The 13801-nt window shown below is 67.5% G+C and carries 15 protein-coding genes; 8 read left to right on the top strand and 7 right to left on the bottom strand.

Going from position 1 to position 13801, the window contains the following annotated elements; all coding sequences use genetic code 11:
- Positions 1-33: 33 nt before the first annotated feature.
- From G370_RS0116790 to G370_RS0116815, 5 genes are all read right to left on the bottom strand, one after another.
- Complete coding sequence (locus tag G370_RS0116790; RefSeq protein WP_026347213.1) at positions 34-288, bottom strand: hypothetical protein; 255 nt, start codon at positions 286-288, stop codon at positions 34-36.
- A complete protein-coding gene (locus tag G370_RS0116795; protein ID WP_019661637.1) occupies positions 285-1190 on the bottom strand; it encodes a hypothetical protein in 906 nt (301 codons plus the stop codon). The genes G370_RS0116790 and G370_RS0116795 overlap by 4 nt, the downstream gene beginning before the upstream one ends.
- A 15-nt stretch (positions 1191-1205) precedes the next feature.
- Complete coding sequence (locus G370_RS0116800; RefSeq protein ID WP_019661638.1) at positions 1206-2081, bottom strand: HEAT repeat domain-containing protein; 876 nt, start codon at positions 2079-2081, stop codon at positions 1206-1208.
- Positions 2082-2439: 358 nt separating this feature from the next.
- Positions 2440-2814: a helix-turn-helix domain-containing protein gene (locus G370_RS0116810; protein ID WP_019661639.1), complete on the bottom strand. Its 375-nt coding sequence runs from the start codon at positions 2812-2814 to the stop codon at positions 2440-2442.
- 168 nt (positions 2815-2982) lie between these two features.
- Complete coding sequence (locus G370_RS0116815; protein WP_019661640.1) at positions 2983-3312, bottom strand: hypothetical protein; 330 nt, start codon at positions 3310-3312, stop codon at positions 2983-2985.
- A 160-nt stretch (positions 3313-3472) separates the two neighbouring features.
- Between G370_RS0116815 and bioB the strand changes: the two genes are divergently transcribed.
- From bioB to bioC, 5 genes are all read left to right on the top strand, one after another.
- Positions 3473-4516: a biotin synthase BioB gene (bioB, locus tag G370_RS0116820; protein WP_019661641.1), complete on the top strand. Its 1044-nt coding sequence runs from the start codon at positions 3473-3475 to the stop codon at positions 4514-4516.
- Between the two features lie 67 nt (positions 4517-4583).
- On the top strand, positions 4584-5807 hold the full coding sequence (bioF, locus tag G370_RS0116825) for an 8-amino-7-oxononanoate synthase (protein ID WP_019661642.1): 1224 nt from the start codon (positions 4584-4586) through the stop codon (positions 5805-5807).
- Between the two features lie 17 nt (positions 5808-5824).
- Positions 5825-6604: a pimeloyl-ACP methyl ester esterase BioH gene (bioH, locus tag G370_RS0116830; protein WP_019661643.1), complete on the top strand. Its 780-nt coding sequence runs from the start codon at positions 5825-5827 to the stop codon at positions 6602-6604.
- Between the two features lie 29 nt (positions 6605-6633).
- Positions 6634-7413 carry an SDR family oxidoreductase gene (locus G370_RS0116835; protein ID WP_019661644.1) on the top strand — a complete coding sequence of 260 codons (780 nt, stop codon included), beginning with the start codon at positions 6634-6636 and terminating at the stop codon, positions 7411-7413.
- A gap of 11 nt (positions 7414-7424) precedes the next feature.
- Complete coding sequence (gene bioC, locus G370_RS0116840) at positions 7425-8309, top strand: malonyl-ACP O-methyltransferase BioC (protein ID WP_019661645.1); 885 nt, start codon at positions 7425-7427, stop codon at positions 8307-8309.
- 113 nt (positions 8310-8422) lie between these two features.
- Here the strand turns inward: bioC and G370_RS0116845 are convergent, their stop codons facing one another.
- Together G370_RS0116845 and G370_RS0116850 are read right to left on the bottom strand one after the other, a co-directional pair.
- Complete coding sequence (locus tag G370_RS0116845) at positions 8423-9067, bottom strand: YdcF family protein (protein ID WP_026347214.1); 645 nt, start codon at positions 9065-9067, stop codon at positions 8423-8425.
- The gene (locus G370_RS0116850; protein ID WP_019661647.1) at positions 9052-10014 is read right to left on the bottom strand and encodes a pyridoxal-phosphate dependent enzyme; all 963 of its coding nucleotides are present in this window, start codon (positions 10012-10014) and stop codon (positions 9052-9054) included. Before G370_RS0116850 ends, G370_RS0116845 begins: the two co-directional genes overlap by 16 nt.
- A gap of 159 nt (positions 10015-10173) precedes the next feature.
- Here G370_RS0116850 and G370_RS0116855 point away from each other — a divergent pair, with 159 nt between their 5' ends.
- The 3 genes from G370_RS0116855 to G370_RS0116865 all read left to right on the top strand — a co-directional run bounded on the left by G370_RS0116855 (position 10174) and on the right by G370_RS0116865 (position 13790).
- Positions 10174-10653: a hypothetical protein gene (locus G370_RS0116855; protein WP_019661648.1), complete on the top strand. Its 480-nt coding sequence runs from the start codon at positions 10174-10176 to the stop codon at positions 10651-10653.
- A 548-nt stretch (positions 10654-11201) separates the two neighbouring features.
- Entirely contained in the window at positions 11202-13091 is a 1890-nt protein-coding gene (mnmG, locus tag G370_RS0116860; protein WP_019661649.1) for a tRNA uridine-5-carboxymethylaminomethyl(34) synthesis enzyme MnmG, read from the top strand.
- A gap of 168 nt (positions 13092-13259) precedes the next feature.
- A complete protein-coding gene (locus tag G370_RS0116865) occupies positions 13260-13790 on the top strand; it encodes a gamma carbonic anhydrase family protein (RefSeq protein WP_019661650.1) in 531 nt (176 codons plus the stop codon).
- Positions 13791-13801 lie beyond the last annotated feature (11 nt).

Below are 13801 nucleotides of genomic sequence, written 5' to 3' on the forward strand. Positions count from 1 at the left end.
CCGGATGATTCGCCCGGCCCCCGTGTCCGGTCGTCAGCGCGTCTTGAACAACTTCCTGAGCCTGAGATAGCAGGGCATGATGATGAACGTACTGATGACCGACCAGTTCTGCCGCAGCTGGATGCCGATGAGCAGGACGAACACGTCCACGCCAATCATGTTCACCAGCAGAACCACCGACAGCAGTTCCGGATTCGACAGGAACAGGATCACCGTGGCGAACACGATGAGTGCGCCCCACTTGCGTGCGAACGGCGTGCTGAAGCGGCTGCGGAGGAAGCCCATCATCCGGCCGCTGCCTGTCCCTGTTCCAGCCAATGCCGTGCCGAACGACGGATTGCCGGATCGGCATCCTGTTCGGCCCTTCGCCACAGGCGCTCACGCTCATCGGGCGCAAGCAGCCCTGCCACTTCCAGGGCAGCATTGCGCACTCGCCAGTGGCCGGTGCCGAAGGCCAGCCGTTCGATGGAATCGTAGGCCTGGGTGGTGCCAAGCAGCGCAGCGAATGTCAGCAGCGACATGCACCCCAGATTCGGCGACGTAATGACCCCGGCAATGCGCTTGGCGGCGACATCGAAGCTGTACTGGTCGGCAAGCTGCTCGTAAGGCGGTACGACCAGAAGGTTCAGCGATATCGACAACTCTTCGCACGGCAACTGGGTGTGAACGTCCTCGCAGGCACGGAAAAGAATGACCTTGCCTCGGGGCAGGGAGGTCTTCTCAAGGTAGTCCAGCGCTACGGGCTCACCGATGTATCCCTGGATCCGATCAGGCTTGCACTCATGGATTTCGGTCCAGTAGCCACTGCCCAGGTAGCCCACCGTCAGCAGCTCGAAGTTGTGATTGTGTGCGTAGTTGTAGGAGTAGAGATTGGAATCGTGGTCCATGCTGCCCGCACGGGCGACCGGCTTCTTCCAGACGTTGGCGCGCACCTTGAACGTCGGGTCGGAGTGCAGAATGATCGACTGGCTGGAAACGCCCATGTTGTCGTTGAAGTAGTCATCACGCTCCAGCAGCGACGAGTTGATGGCCCTGACCAGCAGTTCGCGGTCGTTCGCCAGCGCAGCCAGCAGATCCGATGCGCCGAGGATGCTGTCGTAATCGCCGTATCTGACATGACTGCGGCAATAGGAAACAAGGTCTTCCACACTGGCGGTGCCCTGCACGGCGGGATACAGGCTGAATGCCATGAACGTTTCTCCGCGTCAGTTGAGATGCGCCGCGATGGCGCGTTGCGCTGCGGCAGCGACCGCCGGATGGACATCCCGTGCCGCCTCCAGCAGATGGGGACGGGCATGCTCGAGGTCAATCGCGCACAACCCCTGGAGCGCCGCCCAGCGGACAAAATGCGATTCATCGCGAACGAGCGCTGACAGCGTGGACAGAGATGCCTCCACCGGCAGCACTTCGGTCTGGTGGATGTGCTGCAGCATCGCCGCACCCGCTTGCCGCCGTACCGGGCTGTCATGACTGGCCAGGGCCATCACCGACTGCAGCGACTGCCTGTCGAAGCACCAGATCAACGGCGCGTACACCTTGGGGTACAGCGTGAGCGTCAATGCCGGCGCACGCATCTGTACGTGCGGAATATCCTGGTTCATCAACAGCTCTGCAGACTCGCCCCGGCCCAGGCTGAGCGTACCGCGCTCCACGGCCTTTAGGCCCACCTTGAACGCATCCATCTGCGCGCCCGCGGGAAACCCATAGCGGGTCAACGAGAATTCGGGCCCACTCATGTTGCCGACCAGGCAGTTGAAATTGAGGCTCTGCAGCAGTTGCCCCGAGCGGGGTTTGCGTGCGACCAGCCGCAGCGAATAGTCCCGGGTGTCCATCACCACCCATTCTTCGGCCGTCTTGGACAGCCACTCAGGGTGGACGAGATCCCCGTTGGCAACGGCATGCAGGGTCTCGGCGACGATCAGCGACAACTCCTCCGACCGTAGAAGGCCATCAAATGGTTCGCGGCAGTGGCCGGTCAGGTCCGCAGCGTTCCCCTCTGCCACGCAGGCATCGGCGGCGGCGGCCAGGGCACTGAGCCGGGGGAAGCGCCCCTCGGTCAGGTAGCGTCTGTGTTCATTCATTTTGTCACCATCGGGTAAGCGTTCAACATCCGTTCGTAACGCCACGCGTGCCCGCGCAGAACCCCTCCCCGGAACGGGGAGGGGTCCCGCGGGTGCATGCTTACAGAATGACGACTGCGATGGTGATCACGATCCCGAGCTCGGTGGTCGTATTGGTGGTCGGGGCGACGTCATCCAGCAGATCTTCCAGTACGACAGACTTGCGTTCCATGCTGCATCCTTTTGGCGAGTAGAAGTAAAGAGTTGATTGACCGGGCGTCGTCGCGGTGCGAACCATGCCCGGCCTGATTACATCTACTTGCACACTCAAGGCGCAAACGTTCTGCTGTGCGACGCACAGCAGTGGATGCAAGGTGTACTACAGGTACGTCTCGGCGTTTTCAAGAAGGGCGACGACACTGGCAAGGAATGACACAGGCAGATGCTTTGACAGCAACAGCAGCTTCGCCTCCAACCCGGCGCGCACGCCCCCCATCTCCACCGGCAGTGGAACGTCCTCGCCATGCAGCAACCAGGCTGAGCTCACCTGCATGACCTGGCTCAGTGCACGCAGATGGTCGACACTCGGTGCAAAGCCATTCTCGCGTTCCCAGTGCCCGATTGTTGCGCGATTGACGGCGAGCTTCTGCGCCAGCTCGGTCTGGGACATCCCGACCCCGATCCTGGCAGCACGGATCCTCGCTGCCAGGGAACTCGTCTTACCATCCAAACAGTCTCTCCACTGCTTCCGCATGCGCGGTCTTCGAGACTCTATCAATCCCGGAGCGCGAGTCAAACCGCCGCGCACTGACAGCGGTGCCCGCACCGGGTCGGCCATTGCGCCCTGCACCGCGCGTTCTGCACCAGGAGGGGCACACGCTGCGCGTAGAGCACGTCGGGTATTCCTGGGTGTCGCTGCCGGTCAGCGCGGCGATGTTCTGTCGCGCTGCTCGGCAAGGTGGGCATCGCTGTCGGGCTCCTCCTCCGTGTCGCGCAGGCAGCCATTGATGGCCAGCAGGCGAACCAGCACGTACAGACCGATCGCCTGCAATTCCTCGTTCGGCAGCGTCGACGGATCGAGCTGCCCCGCCGCGTAGTCCTTGAAGGTCACGAAGAAGCGATTCTGCCAATGCCCAGATTCACCCGTCTGGCGCAGATCATCCATCACCACGCGCAGGCCGCCGTCGGGCAGTTCGGCCAGGCTGCACAGCACCGCATCGCGGCGGATCGGGTGGGGCTGGTAGCTGTCCATTGCAGGTGCTCGCGAGTCCGTATGCAGCAATGAACTTACACCGCAGCGCACACTTCCAGCTATCGATCAATGTAAACCATAGCCAGAACATTGAGGTTGACAGACTTCGCCAAGCCACCCACACTGCCGCCCTCGCTCCACGCGTACCCAAGGTCCCGCCATGGCTGCTGCCATCCGCCACGACTGGCAACACGACGAACTGCAGGCCCTGTTCGACCTGCCGTTGCCCGAGCTGCTGTTCCGCGCCGCGGCGGTCCACCGTGAGCACTTCGACCCGGCGCAGGTGCAGGTCTCCACGCTGCTGTCGGTGAAGACCGGCGGCTGCCCGGAAGACTGCGCGTACTGCCCCCAGGCGCAGCGCTACAGCACCGGGGTGAACGCGCAGAAGCTGATGGAGACCGACGCGGTGCTGGCCAAGGCACGCCAGGCCAAGGCCGCCGGTGCATCGCGCTTCTGCATGGGTGCCGCATGGCGTTCGCCGAAGGATCGAGACATTCCGAAGGTCGCGGCGATGATCGCCGGGGTGAAGGCACTGGGTCTGGAGACCTGCGCCACGCTGGGCATGCTCAGCGGCGAACAGGCGCGTGCGCTGAAGGACGCCGGCCTGGACTACTACAACCACAACCTCGACACCGCGCCGGACTACTACGATTCGATCATCCACACGCGCCAGTACCAGGACCGCCTGGATACGCTGGAACACGTGCGCGATGCCGGCCTGAAGACCTGCTGCGGCGGCATCGTCGGCATGGGCGAGACGCGCGCGCAGCGCGTCGGCCTGCTGCTGGCGCTGGCCACGCTGCCGGCGCATCCGGATTCGGTGCCGATCAACAAGCTGGTGCAGGTGGCGGGTACGCCGCTGCATGGCAGCGCCGAACTGGACCCATTCGAGTTCGTGCGCATGATCGCGGTGGCCCGCATCGCCATGCCGCGCTCGATGGTGCGGCTGTCGGCCGGGCGCGAGGCGATGAGTGACGAACTGCAGGCGCTGTGTTTCCTGGCCGGCGCCAACTCCATCTTCTACGGCGACAAGCTGCTGACCACCGGCAACCCGGAAAGCGAGCGCGATCTGGCGCTGTTCGCACGGCTGGGGCTACAGCCGATGGCGGTGCAGGTGGATGCCGAAGGCCACGACCACGGCGGTACCGTGCACGCCGATATCAGTGCCGATACGCCCGGCTGTGGCTGCGCTCACGCGGCCTGAGACGGGCCGCAAGCAGGCGCCGCGGCAACGCGCTACCCTAGCCGCCCCGTCGACGCATTCAGCCACCATGGCCCGCCCCGACCTGACCGCCCGCCTCCACGCCCAGCGCGCCCTGCGCGATGCCCAAGGCCGTCGCCGCCCGCGACGCACGGTCACCCGACGTGATGGCGTGCGCCTGGAAGTGGACGGCCAGTGGCTGACCGGCTTCTGCAGCAACGACTACCTGGGCCTGGCCCAGCAGTTCAGCGTGGTCAACGCGCTGCAGGACGCCGCCGCACGCGAAGGCGCTGGCGCCGGTGCCTCGCACCTGGTCTGCGGCCATCATGTCCTGCATGAGGCGCTGGAACGCGAGGTGGCCGAGTGGCTGGGCTATCCGCGTGCGCTGCTGTTCGGCAGTGGCTTCGCCGCCAATCTGGCGGTGCAGCAGGCACTGCTGAGCGAAGAGAACGATGTCTGCGTACAGGACAAGCTCAACCACGCCAGCCTCCTTGATGCCACCCGGCTGGCCGGTGCGCGCCTGCGCCGCTACCCGCACCTGGATGCGGAAGGCGCGATGCGCCAGCTCAAGCACGCGCCCGATGGCGCGGCCATGCTGGCCACCGATGGTGTCTTCAGCATGGATGGCGACATCGCACCGCTGCGTGCATTGTCGCTTGTGGCACGCCTGCAGCAGGCGCTGTTCTATGTGGATGATGCGCACGGTGTCGGCGTGGTCGGTGATGGCCGTGGTGCCGTGGCCGCCGCCGGGCTGGGCGTGGACGACGTACCGCTGCAGCTGGTCACACTGGGCAAGGCACTGGGCGGTTCCGGTGCGCTGGTGCTGGGCCGCGACGACCTGATCGAGCATCTGGCCGAAACCGCGCGCCCGTACATCTACACCACCGCGGTGCCACCGGCGATGGCCGCTGCTGCGCTTGAAGCAGTGCGCCTGGCGCGCCGCGACCACTGGCGTCGCACAAAGCTGACCGACCTGATCGCGCTGTTCCGCACTGAAGCGCGTCGCCATGGCCTGGACCTGATGGCTTCGGAAACACCGATCCAGCCGCTGCTGTTCGGCGATGACCGCACCGCCGTGGCGATGTCCACGGCGCTGGAACAGGCCGGCTGGCTGGTCGGTGCAATCCGCCCGCCGACGGTGCCGGAAGGCAAGGCACGCCTGCGCGTGACACTGTCCGCGCTGCATACGCCGGAACAGGTGCGTGGCCTGGTGGAGGCCATCGCCAGCGCGCGCGATCGCGTGACCCTGGCCGTGCGTGAAGCCGCGCCACCGCCGCTGCCCGCTTTTGCCTGAGTTCCGTGTCATTGCCCATGCATATTGACGTCACCGGCCGTGGGCCGGACCTGGTACTGATCCACGGCTGGGCCCTGCAGGGCGGTGTATTCGCGCCGCTGGTGCAGCGCCTGGCAGACCAGTTCACCCTGCACCTGGTCGACCTGCCCGGCCATGGCCACAGCCGCGACGACACCACGCCGCTGCGCCTGCCGTTCGTAGTCAGTGCCATTGCCGCGGCCACACCCCCGGCGGTGTGGTGCGGCTGGTCGCTGGGCGGTCTGTTCGCGCTGCACGCTGCCGCGACGCTGCCGAAGGTGCGCGGGCTGGCGATGATCGCGGCCACGCCACGCTTCGTGCGTGGCGAAGACTGGCCGCATGCAGTGGAACCGGCGGTGTTCGAGCAGTTCGGGCGCGAGCTGGCCACCGACTTCGGCGGCACCCTGGAACGCTTCCTCGCGCTGGACGTGATGGGCTCGGCACACGCCCGCGAGGAGCTGCGCATCCTGCGGCAGCGCCTGGTCGAGCGCGGTGCGCCCACCGAACGCGCCCTGCTGGAAGGCCTGCGCCTGCTGGAGAGCACCGACCTGCGCGGGGCACTGCCGACGCTGGGCAAGCCCAGCCTGTGGATCGCCGGCCAGCGCGACCGCCTGGTGTCACCGGTCGCCATGCAGGCCGCTGCGGCGCTGGCCCCGGGTGCGCAGGCGCTGACCATCGCCCACGGCGGCCATGCGCCCTTCCTCGGCCATGCCGACGAAGTGGCCGCCGCCCTGCAACACTTCGTTGCCGGCCTGTCGCCGGCCGATGGCGGACAATGAGCCCCCTCCGAATTCCGCAGGATTGACGCATGGATCTGGGTATCAACGGCCGCTGGGCACTGGTCTGCGGCGCGAGCAAGGGGCTGGGCCTGGGCTGCGCGCGTGCGCTCGTACGCGAGGGCGTGAACGTGGTGATCGTGGCGCGTGGCGAGGCTGCACTGAAGGTCGCCGCCGACGAACTGCGTGCACTGCCCGGTGCCGCTGAGGTGCGCGCCGTCGCCGCCGACGTCACCACCGAGGCCGGCCGCACTGCGGCGCTGGCCGCCTGCCCGCAGGTGGACATCCTGGTCAACAATGCCGGTGGTCCGCCGCCCGGTGATTTCCGCAATTTCGAACGCGACGACTGGATTGCCGCGCTGGACGCCAACATGCTGGCGCCGATCGCGCTGATCCGCGCCACCGTCGACGCGATGATCGAGCGCGGCTTCGGCCGCATCGTCAACATCACCTCGTCGGCGGTGAAAGCCCCGATCGACATCCTGGCGTTGTCCAATGGCGCGCGCAGTGGCCTGACCGGTTTCGTCGCCGGCCTGGCGCGCCGCACCGTGGCCCACAACGTCACCATCAACAATCTGCTGCCCGGCCAGTTCGACACCGACCGCCTGCGCGCCAACTTCGCCCACAGTGCGGGCAAGGACGGCGATGCCGGCGAAGTCGCCGAACGCCGCCGCCAGCAGATTCCCGCCGGCCGCTTCGGCACGCCTGACGAATTCGGCGCCGCCTGCGCCTTCCTGTGCAGTGCACAGGCCGGTTACCTCACCGGGCAGAATCTGCTGATCGACGGCGGCGCCTACCCCGGTACGTTCTAAGAGAGTTCGCAATGCCGTCCCACTTCGATGCCCACCATGTCCGTCGCGCGTTCGCGCGTGCCGCCACCAGTTACGACGCTGCCGCCGCCCTGCAGCGCGAGGTGCAGTCGCGGCTGATCGAATCGCTGGACTACCTTGAGGCACGCAAGCCCGAGGTGGTGCTGGACATCGGCGCCGGCACCGGCCATGCAAGTGCGTTGATGAAGAAGCGCTGGCCGAAGGCGCAGGTGATCGCGCTGGACGTGGCGCTGCCGATGCTGGACCAGGCCAAGCGCCAGGCCGGCTGGTGGAAGCCGTTCCAGCGCCTGTGCGGCGACGCCGCTGCGCTGCCGCTGGCCGACAACAGCGTGGACGTGATCTTCAGCAACCTGTGCCTGCAGTGGGTGGACGACCTGCCGGCGGTGTTCGCCGGGTTCCGCCGTGTGCTCAAGCCCGGTGGCCTTCTGGTGTGCTCCACCTTCGGCCCGGAAACGCTGATCGAACTCAACGAAGCCTTCGCCGCCGCCGATGACCGCCCGCACGTCAGCCGCTTTGCACAGATCGCCCAGTTCGGTGATGCGCTGATGATGGCCGGCTTCCGTGACCCGGTGCTGGACCGCGATCTGTTCACCCTGACCTACGACGACCTGCCCTCGTTGATGCGCGAACTGCGCGCGATTGGCGCGACCAATGCGCGGGTGGACCGCCGCCATACGCTGACCGGGCGTGGTCGTTTCGCCGCTGCCGCCGCTGCATACGAGCCGATGCGCCGTGCCGACGGCAAGCTGCCCAGCAGCTGGGAAGTGATCTATGCCCACGCCTGGGCACCGGACCCGGGCGCGCCGATCCGCGAAGGCGGGCATGACGTCGCCTCGGTGCCGGTGTCGGCGATTCCAATCCGGCGCAAGCAGACCTGATCGAAAGCCGCCGGGCATGGCCCGGCGCTACCGGGCGCGCGATAGGGGCCGCGCCGGGTGCACCAATGGTAGCGCCGGGCCATGCCCGGCGAGCGCAGCGGCGCGGCAGCCGCTCAGGTATTGGCCGGCGAGCTCAGCGGCGGGCGCACCAGGTCGCGGTGGAAGAAGTAGATTTCCTGCACCAGGAAGCGCCAGCTGGTGTGGAAGCTGCGGAAGCGCGTGCTGGGCGTGGACGAGGCCAGCGCATCGATGCCCAGCGCCTTGCTCAGGCGCAGCGCGCGCGCCATGTGCAGCGGGTCGCTGACGATGATCACCCGGTGCAGGTCGCGCTGGTCCATCAGTCGCTTGGCTTCCACCAGGTTCTGCACGGTGTTGCGCGACGCGGTCTCGATCAGGATCGCATCGTCCGGCACGCCATGCTTCAGCGCATAGCGCCGCGCCACCTGCGATTCGGAGAAGCGCGCACCGGTGCCGCCATAGCCGCCGGTGAAGATCAGCAGCGGCGCGTACTGGGCCTCGTACAGGTCTAGTCCATGCCGGATACGTTCTTCGAACACCGGCGATGGCTTGGCGTCATAGGCGGCCGCACCCAGCACGATGATGGCATCGGCCTTGGCGGCCTGGTCGCGCTCGCCGACCCAGACGATCCAGGCGGTCACGCCCAGCAGCCAGATCACCAGCAGGACAAACAGCCGCCACAGCCAGCCCAGCAGGCCGGTGCGGGGCCGGTGCCGGTCGCGGCTCATGGCGCGCCCCAGCGCAGCGCAGGCAGGTCGACATTGCCACCAGACAGCACCAGGCCCACGCGCAGGCCGGCGAAGCGCTGTGGCTGTGCCAGCACGGCAGCGAGCACGGTGGCCGACGACGGCTCGACCACCTGCTTGAGCACCTCCCACAGCAGGCGCATCGCCGCCATCGTCGCGGTGTCATCAACCACGATCACCTCGGCGCCTGCCGCGCGCAGCAGTTCGAAATTCGGCGCGCCGATCAGGGTACGCAGTCCATCGCAGATCGTGTCCGGGGCGAACGCGCCCTGGCGCTCGCCAGCGGCCAGCGAGCGCGCGGTATCGTCGGCTCCGGCTGGCTCGGCCAGCACCAGGCGGGTCTGCGGGCTGGCGTGCTGCAGCGCCAGCGCAGTACCGCTGGCCAGGCCACCACCACCCACCGGCACCACCAGCACATCGAACGGGCCGTCGCTGTGCAGCAGCTCCAGCGCGGCGGTGCCCTGCCCCGCCATCACCGCCGGGTCGGTGTATGGATGGACGAGAGTCGCGCCGGTATCGGCCTGCACTTTGGCGCAGGCGGCCTCACGATCGGCGGTGGTCGGCGGGCAGCGCCAGAGGGTGGCGCCATGGCGCGCGATGTTGGCCAGCTTGGCCGCCACCGCGCCTTCCGGCACCACCACGTGACAGGGAATGCCACGCGTGCGCGCGGCCAGCGCCAAGGCGGCGCCGTGGTTGCCGGAGGAGTGCGTGACCACGCCGGCACTGGCGCGATCGGCCTCCAGCGCCCACACCGCGTTGCAGGCACCACGGAACTTGAATGCGCCGCCGCGCTGCAGGTGCTCGGCCTTGAACGCGAGTTGCGCGCCGGCCAGCGCATCAAGCATGCGCGAGCGCAGTACCGGGGTCACGCTGGCATGCGGGGCAATCCTCGCCGCAGCAAGCAGGACGTCATCGGCGCGGGGCAACAGTGAATCGCTCATGACGCAAGATTAACGTATGGCTTCGCGCTGGCGACCGGGGCGCAGGTCATGCCAGCATGCAGGCCTACGCCTCCATTCATCCTGGCCGGCAGAATTAAGGGCCGATTCAACGCTGGCGCCCGAAGCTGACTGCACACCCGTCCTCTGGGGGGACCCACCATGAAAATGCGCCTGATGCTTGCCGGTGGCCTGTTGCTGGCCCTGACCGGCTGCACCACCTACGACTATGTCGGCGGCGGCCGCAGCGGCAGCTACTACCACGGTGCGCCGTCGGTGGAGTACCGCTACCCGGCCGGCTATCCCTACAACTACGGCCCCTACTACGGTGGCTATGGCGGCTACTACGGCGGCTACGGCAACCCGTATTACTCGCGCCCGATCTACCGCCCGCCGCACAACCATCGCCCGCCGCCGCGCCCGGGCAATGGTGGCGAGCACCGTCCGCCGCCGCCGTCGCGACCGTCGTACAACGGTGGTTCGCCGTGGCGGAACATGGACTCGATGCGCCGCCCGCCGCAGTCGAACGCACAGCCGCCGGCGCCCCAGGCCCGTCCGGCACCGGCACCGAGTGCGCCGAGGATGAACGGTTCCCCCTGGCGCAACATGGATCGTGCGACGCAGCGCACAGTTGAGCGCTGAACCGTCTTGCATTTCACACGGTCCAAGCCGCACTCTACGCGGACAGTGACGGCCCACGTCACAAAGTGACAAAAACGACACGGGCCGCCGCAAAAAGCTCTACGTCGATATCCGACAGGAACATCTGGATCCCCCCTGTTCCGGCCCTGTCGGATGTCGGCACCTCTGAAGGCAGACGGCCCCGCAATGCGGGGCCGTTTGTTTTGTCAGGTCGCCAACCGGCGAAAGCCCCAGCTTCAGTAGATCCACGCCATGCGTGGATGGCGCCTTCCCGACAGCCCCAAAAAAACAGGGCCGGACAGTCCCCCGACTGCCGGCCCTCTGCTCCCCCACCGTGCGCCTGTACCGGCCCCTGTTCCAATTCCGGTCACGGGCGCCTACGGCGCCAGCCACGATGGGTGCTATTGGGTTATCTGCAAAAATCCTGCCAACTTTAGGGCCGATTTCGCCGCCAACTGGCCGGCGCCGGCGTCCGGACCCCGAATGGCGCTAAAATCGCCACCCCGGCGCCGCCCCCGGCCGCGCCTGCCCCAAGCTGAACAGCCCCCATGAACCCGTCCTTCCATCGTTACGACGTCATCGTCATCGGCGGTGGCCACGCCGGCACCGAAGCCGCGCTGGCCGCAGCCCGCACCGGCGTGCGCACCCTGCTGCTGACCCACAACATCGAAACCGTGGGTGCGATGAGCTGCAACCCGGCCATCGGCGGCATCGGCAAGGGCCACCTGGTCAAGGAAATCGACGCGCTCGGCGGTGCGATGGCGCATGCCGCCGACCGCGCCGGCATCCAGTGGCGCACCCTCAACGCCTCCAAGGGCCCGGCCGTGCGCGCCACCCGCTGCCAGGCCGACCGCAACCTGTACCGCATGGCGATCCGCGCCATCGTCGAAGGCCAGGCCAACCTGACCGTGTTCCAGGCGGCCGTCGATGACCTGGTCATCGAAGGCGATGCCGTGCGCGGGGTCATCACCCAGACCGGCCTGCGCTTCGACGCCGAGGCCGTGGTGCTGACCGCCGGCACCTTCCTGGCCGGCAAGATCCATGTCGGCCCGACCCAGTACGCCGCCGGCCGCATGGGCGACCCGCCGGCCACCACGCTGGCCGCGCGCCTGCGCGAGCGCCCGTTCCAGGTGGACCGCCTGAAGACCGGCACGCCGCCGCGCATCGACGGCCGCTCGCTGGACTACAGCGTGATGGATGAGCAGCCCGGCGACTCGCCGCGCCCGGTGATGTCCTTCCTCGGTTCGGTGGACGAGCATCCGCAGCAGGTCAGCTGCTGGATCACCCACACCACCGAACAGACCCACCAGATCATCCGCGACGCGCTGCACCGCTCACCGCTGTACAGCGGCCAGATCGAGGGCATCGGCCCGCGCTACTGCCCGTCCATCGAGGACAAGGTGGTGCGCTTTGCCGAGAAGGCCAGCCACCAGATCTTCGTCGAACCCGAAGGCCTGGGCATCGTCGAGATCTACCCCAACGGCATCTCCACCTCGCTGCCGTTCGACGTGCAGCTGGAGATGGTGCGCAGCATCCGCGGTTTCGCCAACGCGCATATCACCCGCCCGGGCTACGCGATCGAGTACGACTTCTTTGATCCACGCGGGTTGAAGGCTTCGCTGGAAACCAAGCTGGTCAACGGCCTGTTCTTCGCCGGCCAGATCAACGGCACCACCGGCTATGAAGAAGCCGCCGCGCAAGGCCTGTTGGCCGGCCTCAACGCTGCACGCCAGGTGCGCGGGCTGGACGGCTGGTGCCCGCGCCGCGACGAGGCGTACCTGGGCGTGCTGGTGGATGACCTGATCACTCACGGTACCAACGAGCCCTACCGCATGTTCACCAGCCGCGCCGAGTACCGCCTGCAGCTGCGCGAGGACAATGCCGACCAGCGCCTGACCCCGGCCGGCCGCGAGATGGGCTTGGTGGATGACCGCCGCTGGAACGCGTTCGAGACCAAGCAGGCCGCTGTTGCTGCCGAACGCGCACGCCTGGGCGCGCTGTGGGCAACCCCGGCCAATGCGCTGGGCCGCGAAGTGCAGGACACGCTGGGCGTGGCGGTCAGCCGCGAGACCAGCGTGCTGGACCTGATCAAGCGCCCCGAGCTGGACTACGCGCAGCTTATGCAGGTGCCGTCGCTGGGCCCGGCCGTGGCCGACGCCAAGGTGGCCGAGCAGGTGGAGATCGGCGTGAAGTACGCCGGCTACCTGGACCGCCAGCGCGAGGAGATCGAGCGCCAGCAGCGGCATGAAGCCACGCCGATCGCCGAAGCCTTCGATTACGCGGCGGTGCGCGGGCTGTCGGCCGAAGCGCTGCAGAAGCTGGAGCGCGTGCGCCCGCAGACCATCGGCCAGGCGCAGCGCATTCCGGGCATGACCCCGGCGGCAATCTCGCTGCTGCTGGTGCACCTGGAGCGTGCACGCCGCGGCCGCGTGGCGTAACGCGGGATCGGTGGATGCCATCCACCAATGCGGCGCGCGATCCGTTCTGGCAGGTGTCGACCTTGGTCGACACGGATGCATGAGGCATTCCGGCAGTTGCGGGTGGCGGGGTCGCCATTGGCCGAGCGCGTATCATCGTCGCGGACGCCCTGATTTCCGGAGACATCGATGAACCCGCTGCGCCCCTTCCGCGACAAGATGCCCGTCCTCGGCGAGCGCGTGTACATCGACCCGTCGTGCACGATCATCGGTGACGTGGAGCTGGGCGAGGACGTCTCGGTGTGGCCGGGCACGATCATCCGCGGTGACGTCAACTACGTGCGCATCGGCGCACGCACCAACGTGCAGGACGGCACCATCATCCACGTCAGCCACCACAGCCCCTACAACAAGGCCGGCTACCCGACCCTGATCGGCGAAGGCGTGACCGTCGGCCACGGCTGCATCATCCACGCCTGCACCATCGGTGATTACAGCCTGATTGGCATGGGTGCCTGCATCCTCGACGGCGCGCGGGTCGAGCGCCATGGCTTCGTCGGCGCCGGTGCCGTGGTCGGCCCGGGCAAGGTGGTCGGCGAAGGCGAGCTGTGGGTAGGCAACCCGGCCCGCCCGGCACGCACGCTGAGCGACAAGGAAATCGAGGCGCTGCACTACTCGGCCGACCACTACGTGCGGCTGAAGGACGAATACCTGGGCTGAGCGCCCAACGC

Origin of the sequence: Stenotrophomonas hibiscicola ATCC 19867, assembly GCF_000382065.1 — a bacterium.
Classification (GTDB): domain Bacteria; phylum Pseudomonadota; class Gammaproteobacteria; order Xanthomonadales; family Xanthomonadaceae; genus Stenotrophomonas; species Stenotrophomonas hibiscicola.

What these genes read in the sequence shown, in the direction of transcription:
- G370_RS0116810 (WP_019661639.1), bottom strand. Translation starts at nt 2,814, where the DNA reads ATGCGGAAGCAGTGGAGAGACTGTTTGGATGGTAAGACGAGTTCCCTG.
- bioF (WP_019661642.1), top strand. Translation starts at nt 4,584, where the DNA reads ATGGCCCGCCCCGACCTGACCGCCCGCCTCCACGCCCAGCGCGCCCTG.
- G370_RS0116850 (WP_019661647.1), bottom strand. Translation starts at nt 10,014, where the DNA reads ATGAGCGATTCACTGTTGCCCCGCGCCGATGACGTCCTGCTTGCTGCG.
- G370_RS0116835 (WP_019661644.1), top strand. Translation starts at nt 6,634, where the DNA reads ATGGATCTGGGTATCAACGGCCGCTGGGCACTGGTCTGCGGCGCGAGC.
- mnmG (WP_019661649.1), top strand. Translation starts at nt 11,202, where the DNA reads ATGAACCCGTCCTTCCATCGTTACGACGTCATCGTCATCGGCGGTGGC.
- G370_RS0116790 (WP_026347213.1), bottom strand. Translation starts at nt 288, where the DNA reads ATGATGGGCTTCCTCCGCAGCCGCTTCAGCACGCCGTTCGCACGCAAG.
- G370_RS0116800 (WP_019661638.1), bottom strand. Translation starts at nt 2,081, where the DNA reads ATGAATGAACACAGACGCTACCTGACCGAGGGGCGCTTCCCCCGGCTC.
- bioH (WP_019661643.1), top strand. Translation starts at nt 5,825, where the DNA reads ATGCATATTGACGTCACCGGCCGTGGGCCGGACCTGGTACTGATCCAC.
- G370_RS0116855 (WP_019661648.1), top strand. Translation starts at nt 10,174, where the DNA reads ATGAAAATGCGCCTGATGCTTGCCGGTGGCCTGTTGCTGGCCCTGACC.
- bioB (WP_019661641.1), top strand. Translation starts at nt 3,473, where the DNA reads ATGGCTGCTGCCATCCGCCACGACTGGCAACACGACGAACTGCAGGCC.
- G370_RS0116815 (WP_019661640.1), bottom strand. Translation starts at nt 3,312, where the DNA reads ATGGACAGCTACCAGCCCCACCCGATCCGCCGCGATGCGGTGCTGTGC.
- G370_RS0116795 (WP_019661637.1), bottom strand. Translation starts at nt 1,190, where the DNA reads ATGGCATTCAGCCTGTATCCCGCCGTGCAGGGCACCGCCAGTGTGGAA.
- bioC (WP_019661645.1), top strand. Translation starts at nt 7,425, where the DNA reads ATGCCGTCCCACTTCGATGCCCACCATGTCCGTCGCGCGTTCGCGCGT.
- G370_RS0116865 (WP_019661650.1), top strand. Translation starts at nt 13,260, where the DNA reads ATGAACCCGCTGCGCCCCTTCCGCGACAAGATGCCCGTCCTCGGCGAG.